14 protein-coding genes and 1 pseudogene are annotated in these 16,929 nt (G+C 45.6%); 7 read left to right on the forward strand and 8 right to left on the reverse strand.

The window, feature by feature from the left end; all coding sequences use genetic code 11:
- Positions 1–35: 35 nt before the first annotated feature.
- The 5 genes from G493_RS0106515 (at position 36) to G493_RS0106540 (ending at position 6,442) form a co-directional block, all read left to right on the forward strand.
- On the forward strand, positions 36–1,481 hold the full coding sequence (locus G493_RS0106515) for an FGGY family carbohydrate kinase (RefSeq protein WP_028579727.1): 1,446 nt from the start codon (positions 36–38) through the stop codon (positions 1,479–1,481).
- A gap of 348 nt (positions 1,482–1,829) precedes the next feature.
- On the forward strand, positions 1,830–2,594 hold the full coding sequence (locus tag G493_RS0106520; RefSeq protein WP_028579728.1) for a DeoR/GlpR family DNA-binding transcription regulator: 765 nt from the start codon (positions 1,830–1,832) through the stop codon (positions 2,592–2,594).
- Positions 2,595–3,376: 782 nt separating this feature from the next.
- Positions 3,377–3,889 (forward strand): TRAP transporter small permease subunit, encoded by a 513-nt coding sequence (locus G493_RS0106530; protein ID WP_028579730.1) that lies wholly within the window; start codon positions 3,377–3,379, stop codon positions 3,887–3,889.
- The gene (locus tag G493_RS0106535; RefSeq protein WP_028579731.1) at positions 3,886–5,208 is read left to right on the forward strand and encodes a TRAP transporter large permease; all 1,323 of its coding nucleotides are present in this window, start codon (positions 3,886–3,888) and stop codon (positions 5,206–5,208) included. The genes G493_RS0106530 and G493_RS0106535 overlap by 4 nt, the downstream gene beginning before the upstream one ends.
- Positions 5,209–5,329: 121 nt before the next feature.
- Positions 5,330–6,442: a TRAP transporter substrate-binding protein gene (locus G493_RS0106540; protein ID WP_028579732.1), complete on the forward strand. Its 1,113-nt coding sequence runs from the start codon at positions 5,330–5,332 to the stop codon at positions 6,440–6,442.
- 239 nt (positions 6,443–6,681) lie between these two features.
- Here G493_RS0106540 and G493_RS0106545 read toward each other — a convergent pair whose 3' ends face one another.
- From G493_RS0106545 to G493_RS34305, 5 genes and pseudogenes are all read right to left on the reverse strand, one after another.
- Entirely contained in the window at positions 6,682–7,653 is a 972-nt protein-coding gene (locus G493_RS0106545) for a zinc transporter ZntB (RefSeq protein WP_028579733.1), read from the reverse strand.
- A 272-nt stretch (positions 7,654–7,925) separates the two neighbouring features.
- Positions 7,926–9,011, reverse strand: a complete 1,086-nt coding sequence (locus tag G493_RS0106555) for a succinylglutamate desuccinylase/aspartoacylase family protein (RefSeq protein ID WP_028579734.1) — start codon at positions 9,009–9,011, stop codon at positions 7,926–7,928.
- Positions 9,008–10,264: a RimK family alpha-L-glutamate ligase gene (locus tag G493_RS28135; protein WP_051309066.1), complete on the reverse strand. Its 1,257-nt coding sequence runs from the start codon at positions 10,262–10,264 to the stop codon at positions 9,008–9,010. Before G493_RS28135 ends, G493_RS0106555 begins: the two co-directional genes overlap by 4 nt.
- 30 nt (positions 10,265–10,294) lie before the next feature.
- On the reverse strand, positions 10,295–10,771 hold the full coding sequence (locus G493_RS0106565) for an ATP-dependent zinc protease family protein (protein WP_028579735.1): 477 nt from the start codon (positions 10,769–10,771) through the stop codon (positions 10,295–10,297).
- Between the two features lie 282 nt (positions 10,772–11,053).
- A pseudogene (locus G493_RS34305) lies at positions 11,054–11,305 on the reverse strand (hypothetical protein); the annotation flags it as partial.
- 703 nt (positions 11,306–12,008) lie between these two features.
- Here G493_RS34305 and G493_RS31880 point away from each other — a divergent pair.
- Entirely contained in the window at positions 12,009–12,857 is an 849-nt protein-coding gene (locus G493_RS31880; protein WP_051309067.1) for a PAS domain S-box protein, read from the forward strand.
- 5 nt (positions 12,858–12,862) lie between these two features.
- A complete protein-coding gene (locus tag G493_RS31885; protein WP_051309068.1) occupies positions 12,863–13,360 on the forward strand; it encodes a sensor histidine kinase in 498 nt (165 codons plus the stop codon).
- A 607-nt stretch (positions 13,361–13,967) separates the two neighbouring features.
- Here the strand turns inward: G493_RS31885 and G493_RS0106585 are convergent.
- From G493_RS0106585 to G493_RS0106595, 3 genes are all read right to left on the reverse strand, one after another.
- The gene (locus tag G493_RS0106585; protein WP_232363721.1) at positions 13,968–15,395 is read right to left on the reverse strand and encodes a sensor domain-containing diguanylate cyclase; all 1,428 of its coding nucleotides are present in this window, start codon (positions 15,393–15,395) and stop codon (positions 13,968–13,970) included.
- 298 nt (positions 15,396–15,693) lie between these two features.
- Entirely contained in the window at positions 15,694–15,987 is a 294-nt protein-coding gene (locus G493_RS0106590; protein WP_028579739.1) for a hypothetical protein, read from the reverse strand.
- Positions 15,988–16,404: 417 nt separating this feature from the next.
- On the reverse strand, positions 16,405–16,929 hold a 525-nt coding region (locus G493_RS0106595; RefSeq protein WP_028579740.1), incomplete at its 5' end, for a tyrosine-type recombinase/integrase.

The following is a 16,929-nucleotide window of genomic DNA, read 5'->3' on the forward strand; positions in this document are numbered from 1 at the left end:
AGGTGAACAGGAAACAGAACTTATGGGAAAGAGCTATGACAGTCCTTGCAATTGATCAGGGGACAACCAGTACGCGGGGTATTGTGCTGGATGATACCGGAGTGGCGGCGGTAACAGAGCACCTGGAGCACCGACAATATTATCCGGCTTCCGGTTGGGTTGAGCACGATTCTGAAGAACTGCTGGCCAATATCTGCCGTTGTGTGGATTCCTGCCCTCAGGCTACTGTCATAGGAATAGATAACCAGGGAGAAAGCTGTCTGGCATGGGATGCAGAAACCAAGCGCGCTATCTGTCCCGTGATTGTCTGGCAGGATCGCCGGACTGCCGGTATTATCGAACAGTTGCAGGTTGAGGGGTATGAGTCTGTTACCCTCGAGTTGGCAGGCCTTCCCCTTGATCCGTATTTTTCTGCCTCAAAGCTTGCCTGGATATTTCGTCATGTTCCTGAAGCAATAAGATTACATAAGAAGGGCAGGCTTCGCTGTGGAACGACGGATGCGTTTTTTCTTGATCGGCTCACCGGCCATTTTGTGACTGATATCACTACTGCCTCACGGACTTCCCTTATGAATATTCATACCGGTCAGTGGGATGAACAGCTGTGTGATGTGTTTGGTGTTCCCATTGAAGTCTTGCCTCAGATTGTTCCGACAACTGGTGATTTTGGCGTCCTGAGCTGGCATGGTAGAAAGATTCCAGTGACCGCCAGTGTGGTTGATCAACAGGCGGCTCTCTATGGTCACGGTTGTCGAAGGATGGGGGAGGCTAAAATCACCTTTGGTACAGGAGCTTTTGTGTTATCTGTCACCGGTCCCAGGCCTTTGCAGGCTACGGATAAAGGGCTTCTGCCTACGGTAGCCTGGCAGTTTTCAGGTGCTTCACCTGTGTATGCTCTGGATGGAGGCGTGTATGCCGCAGGGGCGGCAATCAACTGGGCCAGATCTCTTGGCCTGTTTCGTGATTTTTCCGATATCAACGGCTTTACCGGGCAAACAGCTGTGGAGAGAGGGCTCTGTTTTGTACCTGCCCTGAGTGGGTTAGGGTGCCCGTATTGGGATCGGAGTGCCGCCGGATTGTGGATCGGACTTTCTCTGGAGACAACTTCTCGTGATCTTGTTCAATCTATCCTGGAAGGCATTGCCTTGCGCGCTGCAGAAGTTGTTGCAGCCATGGATAACATTCTTGGGGCCAGTAACCGGCTCTCCATTGACGGAGGACTGTCTGTGAACCCTTATTTTTGCCGATTCCTCGCAGATGTTTGTGATCGGCAGGTATGTGTGCAGCAAAGTAGTGAGCAAACTGCACTGGGGACAGCCCTTCTTGCCAGTCAGGCATGTGGCAGAACGTTGCCTTCATATGAGCCTGATGTGTGTTTTTTTGAACCGCAAACGGTCAGGTCACATTTGCTTGACAGGTACCGGGAAGCGGTGGAAAAATCCCGTGGGTGGTATGTTGATGGATGTATTACGCCATCGTAGTTGCTCGCTATACGTGCATTTGATCTTTCTGCAGCCCTTGCACTTCATTCTGAATTTTTTTGCTCTGGTGATGGCAACGGAAGGTAAGATCTTGTCGGTTATTTCTTTTTACTGTTGCGGTTTCCAGGCAATTGTTTTTTAAAGGTAAATTACAAAAGAGCTCTGCAAATGGAAAACAGCGCAGCAATGATCTCGCCGTCCATGGACATAATGGTGATTACCCATCCAGATCAGTGAAGACAGTATTATGATTATGAGAATCTTGAGAAGGCAGCGGCACTGCCGGTACATACAGTGGAGTTATGTTTTTCTCTGCCTTCTTTCGTCGGTGAATCTGCGGAGGTGTGCATGACTCCGAGTGCTCGCCAGGCAAAAATTGCTGATATTATACGTCAGCAGAAACGGGTTACGGTCAATGATTTGGCTGAGCGGTTGAAGATTTCCAGGGAAACCATTCGTCGTGACCTTACTGCTCTGGCCCAAACAGGTGAAGTGCAGAAATTTCATGGTGGAGCTGTTCTAGCCGCAACCGTCGGCGAAGGCCCCTTTCGTGAAAGGATGGGGGTAAATGTCGGTCCCAAGACCCTTATTGCTGAGAAAGCCACGCAATTGGTTACCAGTAATGAAACTTTGCTCATTGATACGGGGTCCACCACTGTCTATTTTGCAGAGAAGCTCTGTGCTATACCGCGCCTGACGGTTATCACCAATTCTGCAGAAATAGCTCGGATCATCAGTCTGGCTGATAACGGCTCTGAGGCTTTTCTGCTAGGGGGAAAATTCAGTGGCTGTAACAGGCAGACAATTGGTAGCTTTGCTATATCCCAGATGCAGTTCTTTCGAGCCCACCATGCAGTTTTGACAATAGGAGCCCTGGATGCGAAATCTGGAATCATGGATTTTTCTGCAGATGAAACCCAGGTTGCCAAGGCCATGATTGCGCAGGCAGAGCGACTCACAGTTATTGCAGATCAAAGTAAGTTTGATCGTATTGCTTCTTTTCAGGTCTGCGGTTTGGGGCAGATCACCAATCTCGTATGCGACTATCCTCCCCAGGGAAAGCTTCTCAAAGCGTTACTGGAGGCTAATGTTACTATTTTGAGTGTTTATTGAATATCAATCTTCCGTGAAAAGACTTTGCGGTCTTTTTCTCTTTGTTGTTTCCCTTTCGTAACCTGGCCCGAATTTCTTCAGGGCATATTTTGTAGTGGCTGTGGGGCGCCCGAACAGGCAGTGGTCCGCTGGGAAGCTGCTTGAGAGTGCTTCTTTTCTTGGCTCTATATCTTTTTCTGAAATGCCTTGACCTGAGTGATTCCACTCCGGGGTAACCTCCTGATTGAGTCTGCGTGTATCTGCAAGTGCCCGGTGCTACGATGCTGTATGCTCTGCGTCCCTCGCAAGATGACTTCTCGGTCAGTCATGCAAATACTTCGTTTCCCTGACCGCTCGACAAGTGGTCATCTTTCAAACGGTTAAGTGTTTCTCCAAAATGTTTCATGGAAATATGGTTGGGGAAGGTGCCGTTTTTCTCTTTTCTTATCATACGTGTTGATTCGTATTTGTATCATATATGTGCGTCAATCCGCTGATATAGTTAAAAATACTGGCTTTTATGTCGCTGCGGTTTTGAGCGTGTACTGTTCTGCAACAGAAATCTCATAAAAGTCTCGTTTTAGGGTTGACTGTTCAGTCAATCTGTGTAACAAATATGTCATTAATGATCGAAGCAGTCTACTGCTTCTTTCAAATTTGTTATAAAACAGTCAAGCTATTACAAAATTGGAAAGCTCACAGGTTTATTGATTTCCATACGCAACTTATGAATCATGGCTTGCAAGCCAAGGAGCAGGTTGAGAAGGATCAAGCCGTTTGGGCAAAGGATGAAGGGGGCGCTTATGCCGAAAATCATTGTTCAGTACGTTAAATACGTGGATTACATATCGATCAAGCTGGGTCGATTTACCATGTACTCAATCTTTGTCATGATCGGCGTGCTGCTTCTTGGGGCAATAACGAGAAATATTCTAAACTGGCCGCTATCCTGGACCGTGGAGATGGCCCAATTCATTATCACAGGCTATTACATCGTCGGTGGTGCATATTCCCTGCAACTGGGAGATCATGTGCGCATGGATTTGATTTACGATCGATTTTCATCGAAAAACAAGGCCAAAATCGATGTGGCAACCAATGTCTTTCTCGTGTTTTACCTGATTACACTGCTTGTTGGTTCCATCAGCAGCACCATGTATGCCATTGAATATAACGAGCGAAAATTTTCCCAGTGGAACCCGTCAATGATACCAATAAAGATTATCATGGTTCTGGGTATTGCCCTGATGTTGCTGCAGTCTATTTCTACCTTTTTTAAAGATCTTGCCAAGGCAAGAGGAGTTACCATCTCATGAGTTACGAAGCCATTGCCTTGACCATGTCCGGCGGTATGCTGGCCATGCTGCTCACAGGGCAGAGAATTTTTGCTGCGATAGGAGCGATTTCAGCCGCAGCGGCATTAATGCTGTACGGAAACGGCGCCATAGAGATGCCCTTCAATGCTGCATTCAAGCTGTTCAACTGGTACCCCATGCTGACCCTGCCGCTCTTTATTTATATGGGTTATATCCTTTCTGAAACAGGTATTGCCGATGATCTATATGCCATGTTCCATGTCTGGTTCGGACGTTTACGGGGTGGCCTTGCCATTGGCACCATCGGGCTCATGGTTGTCATCTCTGCAATGAACGGCCTGAGTGTCGCTGGTATGGCAATAGGTGCAACCATCGCGCTCCCGGAGATGTTACGGCGCAATTATGACAAGGTCATGATTACAGGTGTTGTTCAGGCGGGAAGTTCGCTTGGAATTCTCGTTCCACCCAGCGTTGTACTGGTGCTGTATGGAATGATCGCCCGTCAGCCTGTGGGGAGGTTATGGCTCGCAGGAGTTGTTCCGGGCCTGCTCATGGCTGGATTATTTGTACTGTACATAGTTGTCCGGTGCAGACTGCAGCCTGAACTCGCTCCCACGGTCAGTGAGGAAGAACTGGACATGCCCTTGAAAGAAAAACTCAAGCTCCTGAAAGCGGGCATTGTTCCTTTCCTGATCTTCTTTTTCATGACCGGGCTCTTTCTCATGGGCGTAACCAGCCTTGTGGAAAGCTCGGCTGTTGGTGCGGCTGCAGCCACTCTAGCTGCCCTGGCAAAACGTTCCCTGACCAGGGAAATTATGGAAGAGGCTGTCAGAAAAACCTTGGGGATATCCTGTATGTTCATGTGGATTATCCTTGCGGCCCTTTGTTTTGGTGCAGTTTTTGACGGCCTTGGAGCTGTTCGTGCCATTGAATCCCTGTTTATTACAAAATGGCAGCTTGAACCATGGCAGGTGCTGGTGATGATGCAGCTGTCCTACATTATCATGGGCATGTTTCTGGACGATACAGCCATGCTGGTTATCGTAGCGCCATTGTATGTGCCCCTGGTGATTTCCCTGGGATTCAACCCGATCTGGTACGGTATCCTGTATACCATTACCTGTCAGATTGCCTACATGACGCCTCCGTTTGGTTATAATCTGTTTCTGATGCGCGCCATGGCACCGCCTGAGATTACCTTGCCCGATATCTATCGGTCCATAGTTCCCTTTGTGCTGGTTATGTGTTTTGCCCTGGTCCTGATCATTCTGTTTCCACAGATCGCACTGTGGTTGCCAGATCTGGTTTACGCCCGCTGACCTTTAACCGCACATACTACGCCTTTCCTGAGCAATATACGGGAAGGCGTAATGAGAGCGCTTATACACTGGAAAATATTGTACGTACAATTGCAAACATCGACATAACAGGAGAGCAAGAATGAAAGACGAAAAAACAATCGTTGAAACGCCTGAGAAAGAAAACCCACAAAATAGTCGTCGTGAGTTTCTGAAAACCGCCGGTACCGTAGCTGCTGGTGCTGTGGCCGCTTCTGCAACCACTTTTGGAAAAGCACCCTATGCGTATTCTGCCAGCAATCCGATTAAATGGCGTCTGCAAACGTATTCCGGAGCTCCACTCGGAGCCCATGTCATCAAACCGCAGATCGAGGCGTTTAACCGGGCCGCTTATGGCCAGATGGAGATCGAACTGTACTATGCTGATCAGCTGGTACCGACCAACGAGTTGTTCCGGGCCATGCAAAACGGAGTGATAGATGCTGTGCAGAGCGACGATGCCAGCATGGCTTCTCCGGTGGATATTAATGTTTTTGGCGGTTACTTTCCTTTTTCAACCCGATACAGTCTGGATTTACCTGTTCTTTTTAAATATTATGGTCTGGATAAAATCTGGAAAGAAGCCTATGACGAAGTGAAAAACGTGGAGTGGCTTGGTGCTGGTGCCTGGGATCCTCTGCACATTTTTACGAAAGAACCTATCAGGAAATTGGCTGATATGAAAGGAAAGCGCGTGTTCGGTGTACCTACCGCCGGTAAGTTTCTTTCCCGATACGGTCTGGTTCCTGTAACCCTTCCCTGGGATGACATTGAAGTGGCCCTACAGACCGGTGAACTTGATGGTGTTGCCTGGTGTGGTTTTACAGAGGCATATGAGGTTGGCTGGGCAGATGTTTGCAACTATGCATTGCTCAACAATGTCACCGGTGCCTGGTGCGGTTCGTACTTTGCAAACAGCAAAAGTTGGGCAAAAATTCCACCGCATCTCCAGGAGCTGTTCAAACTTTCCATGGACAGTTCCCACTATTATCGCCAGGTCTGGTACTGGGGTGGCGAGGCGAAGCTGCGTGTGGAAGGGAAAAAGATGGAGCTGACCACCATTCCTGCTGAAGAATGGGATACTGTGGTAAAGGATGCGCAGGAGTTCTGGGACGAGTTGGCATCAATCAGCCCAAGGGCGGCAAAAGTTGTACAGATATTCAAAGATTACTCCAAGGTTATGGAAAAAGCCGGCGTACCTTATCGCTACAGCTGATGCTACCTTCTCCTCTTTTCCCTCCTGCCCATAGAAGTGGCAGGAGGGAAATCCTTTTTCTGGGTATTGTATCTATCTCAACTACCGGTTTCGCCCAGCGTTACCGGGTTGAGAGACAAGCAAGATTGGATAATTTATTTTTTCCGTGGTCCTAAATGTCTTGAAATATGTTTTTTTAAGCCCTTCTAAAAGGCGGTGTGTTTTTGGGCAAATTCGAACAGGTCATCCTGCCGACAGACTCAGAGCCACTTTTTCTTTTTGAAAAAAGCAAGAAGAAAGCCAAGGAGAACAATGACAAGCAGGCAAAAAAGGAGAAATCCGTTGGTACTTTTCGCTCCTGGAATTCCCCCTACATTGATGCCAAAAAGGCCTGTCAAAAAGCTCAAGGGTAAAAAAAGTGCTGTGACCAGGGAAAGTATATACATACGGTGGCTTAAAGCCTCGGAAAGCTGTGCCAGTAATTCTTCCTGGGCAACAATGGCTCGCTCCCTGATGGAGTCGAGCATTTCAACATGCCGTTTTAACTGGTAACTGCATTCCCGAATTCTTTTTTTACAATTTTTCTGCAACCAGTCCGGTGGAGTAGTGATGAGATGCTGCAGAGACTCCTGCTGAGGCGAAAGATAACGCCGTAGTCGTATGGCCTGTCTTCTGAGATCTGAAAATTTTGCTTTGTTTTCCTTGTCCAGGGTATCGAGATTATCCTCGAGAAATTCGAGCCTGTCTTCAAGGTCTTCAATGACGTCTTCATTCCTTTGCGTTATAGCTTCGATCAGGAGAGCGATAAAGGTTGAAGCTGTGTCTGGTCCTTTACCTTTGCTTAGGAGATCCCTGATATACTGTAATGAGAGCAGGCGGCGGTGATTAGAGGTGATAATGGTTTTTTCTGTTGCCCATAGCCTGACTGCAACCATATCATCGGGCTCAGAGCCAGGGTTGAGATTGACTCCCCTTAATGCCAAAAAAAGCCCATCATTGATACGTTCGCTGCGAGGGCGTGATTTCTCATCAAGCAGGTTTTCTTTTACTATGGAATCCAGCCACTCTGCCTGCAGGATCCACTTGAGAGCATGTTCCTGGTTGTAATCAAGATGTATCCAATAGAGCAGGGTATCGTCTTCCGGTATGTCTTCTGGAGGAGGCCCTTCAATGATTTTCCAGCCACCCTTTCTGTCCAGGGCTGACACTTGAAATTGTGTGGTCGAATTCATCCTGTACCTTTTGAATATACTTGCATGAAATAGAGCTGGTTGCGAGGGGGGTAGTGTTCAGGGCCCGGGAAAACAAAGTATCTGATCTTGTTGGTTTTGTAACTCATTCTCCTGACTGTTTCAAGGGATCAATACAGCTAGTATAGAAGCCTTGAGCCAGTCATGAGGGTGAGCAGATATCCTGCGCAACTTTGAATAGTTATTGGTTTTCGCTCCCTGTAGTCTGTTCGGGATACTTTGAGAAAAGGCTGTACCTGTACGAAAATTGCAGTTTAGCTTTCAGTTGATGGTTCAATAACAAGCACACTTGTGCCCAGTTCGTCAAGTACTCGCTGCTCCAGACTTTCATCTGTTGTTCGCAGGGTTTTGAGTTTTGCCGGGTTGTATTGTGATGGCAGTTTGCCGAGGTTGCACACAGGCTCTCCCGGGCTCACAGCCGGAAGGCTTGACATGCCGATAACAACGCCGTTGAATGGGGCAAGCAATGTCCCCTGCGGTTCTCCCAGAATGGTTGTGTTTGTAGCAAGGGGTTGATTTTTTTCAACGATATCTCCAGGGCGTATGTGGAAATCAAGAAATCCTCCATGTTCTGCCCGTATCCATTTGGAATGCTCCAGGGTGATTTGATAACGGGGGTGTTCCGTAGGATCACTTATCATCCGGAGGTCTCGTAATACATTTTTTATTCCTCTTACTGCGGTCTCCACGATAACCGGTTCCAGTTTCCAGACCTCTCCGCCTTCCATGATAATTGTCGGGCAGCCAGCCTTGCATGCTTCCCTGCGGAATGAGTTTCGGGGACCTTTTGTATTCAGGATTATTTCAGTACCAAAAGCATGGGCAAGCTTTTTGACATCCGGGTTGCTCAGGTCTCCCCTCACTGTAGGGTAATTCGTCCTTCGCACCGCAGCCGTATGTAAATCAATGCCGTAATCGCAGTGGGTGACAAGTTCGTGAAATATTGTGTGGGCCATACGGCTGGCCAGGCTGCCTTTGGCATCTCCGGGGAAGGAGCGGTTTAAGTCACGCCGGTCTGGCAGATATCGGGAATGTCGGTCAAAGGCAGGAAGATTGAGGACAGGAACCAGGAGCAGTGTTCCTCTTTCTAACTGGAGACTGTTGTCTTGAATTATATGACGAATGGCACCGCAGCCGTTGATCTCGTCACCATGCAGGGCAGCGGTAACAAAAAGTATAGGGCCTTCTGCTGCGGCCCTGCGGATATGAATTTGGATCTGCAGGGTCATTCCGCTATAGCTTTCGCCTACAGCCAGAGAAACGTTTCGTGATGTACCTGGAGGAATTTCTTCTCCAAACCAGTGGTTGGATTCCTGGCTGCACTCTTTACCTTGCGTCATTTGTCGTCGTTATTCAGTGGAATGGATATGGCTTGATCTGCCCCTTCCTCTTTAAATACTTCCTCTGCCACGGGAAGTGCGGGCAGATCTTTGATTTTTGGTTGTCGTTTACGACGAATTTTTTGAGGAGTCATGGAGCGCATCAACTCCAGCTTGCCAAAGCAGAGAAGGCGATCACCAGGTTCAAGGATACGACTGGGGCGGGGATTGGGAATAACCCTGGTCCCACGATGGAGCGTGAGGGCAAGGATATCTTTTTCCCTAAGTTCTGATTCCTGAATGGTTTTACCCACATACTCAGAGCCCTCTGGTATGGAAATTTCCGCAACACCATACCCCCTGCTTACGGTCAGTCGCTGACGCAGGTCAATTTCCGGAAAGTCTACCTGAGCTGAAATGTAGTCGATTATTGAACCTGCTATATCCAGCTGGGTACAGCCTTCTATTCCCTCAAGGCCGGGCGATGAATTGACTTCCATGATTTGAGGGCCGTGATCACCCTCCAGCATATCCACTCCGGCCACACGAAGCCCTAAAATCTGGGCTGCCCTGACAGCTGTCTCCCTGTATTCTTCATTTAAAATAACAGGCTCGGTCATGCCTCCTCTATGGACATTGCTTCGAAATTCCTGGCCCTGGGCAACCCGCCTCATGGAAGCCACAACCTGCTCTCCCACCACAAAAGCACGAATGTCTCTGCCTTTGCTTTCTTTGACAAATTTCTGAATCAGGACACTCTGTTTCTGGCTCTGCAAAAGTTCAACTATGGCGGCAGCCGTATTTATGGAATTAGCCAGGATTACCCCTATTCCCTGTGTTCCTTCGATCAGTTTTATAATGACAGGTGCGCCTCCCACTCGTTCAATGGCGGGAAGGACATCTTTTTTATCACGAACAAAGGTCGTTTCCGGAATGCCTATCTGGTGTCTGCTGAGAATTTGCAGGCTGCGCAGTTTATCCCTTGAGTTTGCAATACTGCCTGAGGAGTTTGCGCAGAAAACTTCCATCTGTTCAAATTGACGTACAACGGCTGTTCCATAATAGGTAATGGAAGAACCTATTCTGGGGAGAACCGCATCATATGTGGAGAGACGCTTCTGGCGATAATAGAGGTCTGGATTGCCCTGTTCAAGATCAATGGCAAATTTCAGCGTATTTAATACTTTCACATTATGGCCACGTTGCAGAGCGGCTTCCTGGAGTCTTCTGGTGCTGTAACTATTCGGACTGCATGAGAGAATGGCGAGTTTCATGTATTCTGTTTTCTATGTATGTAGTCCCATTCATTTATGGGACTGACGTGGTTTATTACGTTTGGGTCTCCCCCCATAGTATGATTTGCCGGCATCAACGAGAAAGCGTTCTCTAAAGGCTTCCCTGCCAAGGAGCATTCGGAATCCCATGTTGTTGCGTTTTGCAAGGGTCAGCTCGACGGACCATGTTTTGCCCAGCAGAGTGATCTCTGTGACGATCACCGGGCGTATTTCAGCCTGACCTGAAGAACTCCTGATGGAACGAAATTCAAGTACTTTTGCTTCTGTACGTATAGCGTTGACTCGAGAACGCTGTGTGGGGTGGACAGTAAAAGCCACCCATTGCTCACTGTTTTTTTCGAACTTCTGCAGGTCTACGGCATAAAGGGATGAACTTCTAGCTCCTGTATCCACCTTCACCTTGATATGGGGAATACCAAGTTGGGGAAGCGTTACCCATTCCCGCCATCCGATGACGGGTAAGAACGATTGTTGCCTGTCTACCATGGTTGTATGCGAATATAGGTGTTAACAAAATGTTCTGTGCGTATCTCCTCACACTATCATTCCTCCGTGACTATACACAAACAACATATAAAGAATACAGACTTTTTTGAAACTTCCTTTCATCTCGTTGTTAGGGGCGCGGAAAATAATAAATAGTGACTGAACGCAAACCCCTTTTCAGGTCATTAAATTTCGGGAATCATTCCCACATGATAGTATTTCAACACTCTGATGGTCTCCGCAATGTTTGCTGGGGTTTAAATGTACCGTGATCAGCAAATTTTAAACGGATCTCTCCCACTGCCATAAGGTAATCCTGCAAAAATACAACAGGTATGCAGCTTTCTTGACCTTCTCCTGTCTTTTAATCAACGCCAGCTGTTTCTCTCGAACCCTTACTCCAAGCTGCTGGATATTTCGTGCCAGTACTGCCAGGGCAACATACCGTTTGAAGCCATTGAGCCCATGATCCGGGCATCGGTCAAGACCGTGAACTTCCAGTGCATTAATTGCTGATTCTACTGCCGAATGCTGATGTTTGGCTTTGATAAAATCTGTAGAGTGCTCTGTACTCCCAAAACCAATATTGCTCCATAGCTCCATTCCGGGACGGCCGTTCTTCTTATCCGTATTAGGCTGGATTCGATGTTTTAATATTTCGCACACTTTCTGACGAAGATCGGGTGTGGTGTAGTGTATTGAAGCCCCAAAAGCAAGGGGGGATGTCATCATGAGATTTGAGATCAATGTTGATTTCAGGGATAGGAGTTTCACCTATTCTTAATTGAGGATGTTTTGTTTGTCTCGTGCTATGGTTCAGGTTGAAGATTTTGGTACACAGCCTGTTTTTTTGTCGCAGGCAATCTAAATGAATTCCACATAAATTCCATATTTTCGGCATGTTAACGTAGTGTGTCGGCATTTGTCAAAATGAATATAGCTTGTAATACAAAAAATCTTCACCTGCTCACGTATGAGTTATCTCGTTGTATCTACTCTGTAAATAGATTCTCGTTCAGGTACTAATTAGTTACGTAATTATTCGGTAGTGTATCGCTGTGTTTGTAATAAAATTTATACTGAATAACGTCGGAAGAAGAGAAAAATTGCATATGTGAATAATCGTTAACTCCTCAACTTTTCTTTGTTTCTTTAGTCTCTGAAAGAGTACGGTCTGAAAAGATACACATATTTTACTACCAGTCTATAAAGAATATCGTGAGAGACTTTCATTACTATGCAAAAGAATATCGACACGCGTGATTCACACAACAGCAGTTTTGATTTCACTGGACCTATCAACCAATGGCCGCAGGAAATTCAGGCCGTGTTTTTCAGATTCTCTGTGGAAGTCGCGGCAGACGAGGTCTTCTGGATGCGTGATGACTCCAAACTTCTCTATGTCAATGACTCAGCCTGCAGACGTCTAGGTTATTCCCGCGAAGAATTGTTACAGATGTATGTCTGGGATTGGGACCCCCTCTTTTCAAAAGAACTCTGGTATGATTTTCTCCGAGATATTAACGAGAAGAAAACACTGTTTTTTGAGACACAACATCGAACAAAGAGCGGAGCTGTCTTTCCTGTCGAGATCTCTTCGCACGTTCTGACCTATGAAGGGCAAAATTACATTTTTGCATTTGTGACAGACATTTCTGAACGTAGAAAAACAGAAGACGAATTGGAAAATCACCGTAACCACTTGGAGGGATTGGTTAAGAAAAGAACCAAAGAGCTTGAAAATACACTGATGGAACTCAAAGCGGCACAAGCCGAAATCCTTCATTCCCAGAAGCTCCAGGCCATAGGTAAGCTCGCAGCAGGTATTGCTCATGAAATCAATACTCCATCCCAGTATGTTGGCAACAATCTCTCCTTTATTCATGATAGTTTCACAGATTTATTGCAGGCCATGGCATCCTGTCGCGCCCTTCTTGTCGACAGTCAAGAAGAGCTATCAGTACAGGATTTTCGCTATAAACTTGAGCAGATCATAGAAATATCCGATCTGGATTTTCTCACGGAAGAAGTTCCTCAGGCTCTTGCTGCCTGTGAAGATGGCATTGGCCGGATTACAACCATGTAAGTGCAATGAAAAATTTTGCCCATACCAGTGGAGATGTGCCCGAACTGGTTCAGGTCAAGTCACTCATTGAATCCAGTGTGGACATTTCGCGCAGCGAATGGAAATTAAGAGCTGATCTTGAAACTGAGTTTGATCCAGAACTTGAGACAGTTTTAGGGCTAAGAGATGAACTCGGCCAGGTTCTTCTCAATCTCATTATCAACGCAGCTCACGCCATTGAAGACTGCAATAACATGGAAGGACAGAAAGGATTGATTCGAATCGTTACGCGGCGTGATGGAAATTGGGGCGAGATCAAGGTAGAGGACAATGGTTGCGGTATTTCATTATCACTTCAGCAAAAAATATTTGAACCTTTTTTTACCACCAAAGAGGTGGGCAGGGGTTCAGGCCAAGGACTTGCTATCATCTATAATATTGTCACGGATAAGCATCATGGTACGATACGGGTGCAATCAGAGCCAGGAAAAGGGGCAACTTTTATAATACGCCTGCCGTTGTAGGAGCAACGCGCGGACCATTTATAACTTCCGCGGCAATACTGCGCTACATGGATTGGTGGGGCAAATGCATAAGTTGCGATGAAGAAATCCTTTCAATTCAACATCACCTCGAACATATCATTTTTTCACCTTGCTTCTGTGATAACTAAAAATATTAAGAGTGACTACCGAAAGGACATTAATTTGTTGGGAAATCCCTGGCAAGCTGGACTTCATCATGAACCAGGAAATCCCTGATGGCTCAACTTGTAACAGCAGTTCCTGCTATGCTTCTAATTGATTTATTTTTCGTGATAGTGTTGTTTTTATTGGAAGGTTCCTGTCTGACAACTTCACGCCATAGGTTCGATCAGCACCTATTACATGATCTTCGTGGAAAACCTCTGCTTTTAAATTTCAAAAAAATGTTGGGAATTGGAGAGAATAAAATTTTCTGCTAGACGCCTCAGGATTGACGATTGACGGAAAAATCGTATCTTCGCTGTGGCAATATCAACAATTAATTAATGCGTTAGCCACATAATGTTGACTGCTGACTCTTTTACGTCTATTTAGTTTTTTGGTGGCCAATATTGGAGAGAATATGTTGTTACTGGTGCAAGATATATCAGATCATAACAACTCGGTTTCTTCCCTTCTTTTTAGCCATATATAGCGACTCATCTGCCTCTCTTATTAAATCATTAACATTCAAATCCGTTTCATCCTGATTCACTACCCTTATACCAATACTGACAGTATACGTAATCAGTACTCCTTCCTTACCACTAATTTCTGCCTTGGATAATTTGCTTCTTAATCTCTCTGCTACAGTAGATGCTTCATGGGCATTTGATTCTGGTAAAAGGATAATGAATTCCTCACCACCCCATCGAGCAAAAATGTCCGAGTCTCTAAGTACGCTTAGAGACTCTACTACAAGATTTTTCAACACGTTATCGCCTATATCATGACCATGTTTATCATTGATTTTTTTAAAATGATCAACATCAAGGAGAAGCAAAGCAAATGGTTTATTGTAGCGCTGTAAACGAGAGATTTCTTGCTCGAAAAATTGCAGAAAATATCGCCTATTCTTTGCCCTTGTCAGTGGATCTGTTGTAGCCAGCTCTTCAAGCTCTTTTTCCATATTTTTCCTATTTGTTATGTCTTCAATAACAAAAATGGAACCTTGAAATTTATCGGATATATCAAGAGATCTTGAGCAAGATATATAATAATACTGAGTTGGATCGCTGATCTTTTTTTCGTAAAAAACTTTGTTTTCAGATCTTTGCAAAAAATCTTCATAGATATCTTTGAGCCATGGAAATTCTACTACAAAATCTAATTCATCACGATCATCTCCGTAATAATTTTCACCTGGTTCTGCGACCAAATTAAAGAATCTCGAAGCGGCTAGGTTCATGCCCTCGATTTTGCCAGACGGATTCACTATGAAAACAGGCATTGACAGACTTTCAAAAATTGTAAGATACTTGTTTTTCTCATTTGTCATCAGTCGGTTACGATCCTGTAACTCGTCAATTATCTGTTTTTCACTATATGTTGACCATGTTGAGCAAAATCCAATTTCCACACGATTAAAAAACCTATTCAGCAGGTTTTCATATTTTTTTTTATCTATTTCATTAAAAGGAGACTCTCTTATCAAATCTATATACGCTTGATGATAATATTTCATTAGCCCAAGAAACATTGCCAGATCAATGCCTCTTTCCCTGTGAAACTTCGCTTCAGTTATTCCAAACTGTGTTGCAGGATCGTCAGCATAATTCTCACCAGGATTGAGCTCAAGATCCCCTCCCTTGATGGTAATTGCCTTTACTAGCGAGTTTGACAATCCAGAAATAGAGAGTCTCCATGGTTCTGTTAGAGTAGAAGTATATTTGGCATAATCACGTTTAATGGCATAATCCAAGATTCTCTCCATGAGCCAGTCTTCATTGGTAGTGATGTGTTCTACAAGTTTAGTAATCATGGACCCATTTGTTTTATAATGATTACCTTTCACAGTATATTTTTTATTTTTCATCACTGCTGTCTCACAATTAAGCCACAATGAAATTTGTGGTAACATAGTAGAGGGGGGAACTCTTTGTCCGGCCACTTGCAAGATCCCACAACACTATCGGTAGAAACGAGAACCTTTTTAATACGAAATTAATATCAACGCCTGGACTGTCAAGAAAAGGAGTAACGTGGAATTTTGTGGTGCCCGCTGTTTGCTTGTCTAGCGAACAAGGATAGATTGTGGTTGGCTCGTTCCTCGCGGGTGCAGCCGATCTCCTGTAAAGCATAAAATTCACGCAGCCTTCGGTAGTTCCAACGGTTTATTTGATCTCACCTGAATGTTTCTTTCTTCGCTTTGCATTCACTTGACCCATTGGCCAGTTTGTCAGTGCCTGATTCAGGCTGTACATCACAACCACTGTAGTGCTTCGACCGTTCTTGCTAAAATCGTCTGCCTTGCGACGAACACGTTTGGTCTGTCTGCCCTCTCTGCCAATCCCCAACACCATATCCTGGATACTTTCCTTGCTCGGTGACCAATCGTAAAAAGACCGCAGCAAAAGTACACACGTTCCGAAGCTCACACGAGTCGCCAGTTTTGCAGCTAATTTCATAACCAGTGGACTGATTGGCGTATGACTGAAATACAGTCAGATAGATTGGGGGATTTTAATGTAGACCGGCTGCACCCTGTGGTAACGGATTATTTGGCGCAGACTTCTCGCAATCATGCACGCTAACGCAACCCATCCATAGCAAACAAGCTTTATACTGCACGGTGAACCGTGTAACAAGTTGAAATATAGGCGTTATTAACCAGTGATCAGTTACGTCTTTTTAAGAGGTTTTATAGGGCTATCTCAACGATGACCTGATGACCGCTGACAAAATCGTGCGTTACAAATAGTACCTGCCAATGGCAGCCATTTTCGAAACAGCAAGTGAATGTTCCTCAGGAAGGTTACCTTGGAAGTTATTAAAGATATTAACCTTATCTTGGCTTATTTACCGCCGTGAGCAAACGATATCCCTTAAAAATCCAGCGGACTCTTGGCTTCTTTCAAAGTTCGACCACGAACTGTATGGGTATAGATCATCGTAGTCCTCACATTTGAATGACCCAACAGTTTCTGGATAGTACGGATATCATAATTGGCCTGTAAGAGATGACTGGCAAAGCTATGGCGGAAGGTGTGAGCCGTAACCCTTTTGGGTACTTTTGTTTTTTGTACTGCTTTGCGAATCGCCTTCTGCACCAAGGAAGGGTGGACATGGTTACGCCTCAATTCATCGCTGTCTTTGACCTGGGTCAGATTTTGGGCAGGGAACATCCATTGCCAGATCAACTCCCTGGCCGCGTTTTTATACTTAACCTCAAGGGCATCAAACAGAAAAACCCCGTTGTAATTCGCTTCTATGTCCTGCTGGTATTGCTCCCCCACGCTGGTCATTTGTTCCTTCAACTCCGGAACCAATATTTCGGGAATGGGTACCGTTCTATCTTTTTGTCCCTTGCCATCATGTATAGTCAACACCCCAGCGCTGAAATTAAAGCA

It is taken from the genome of Desulfogranum japonicum DSM 18378 (genome assembly GCF_000429945.1).
GTDB lineage: Bacteria > Desulfobacterota > Desulfobulbia > Desulfobulbales > Desulfobulbaceae > Desulfogranum > Desulfogranum japonicum.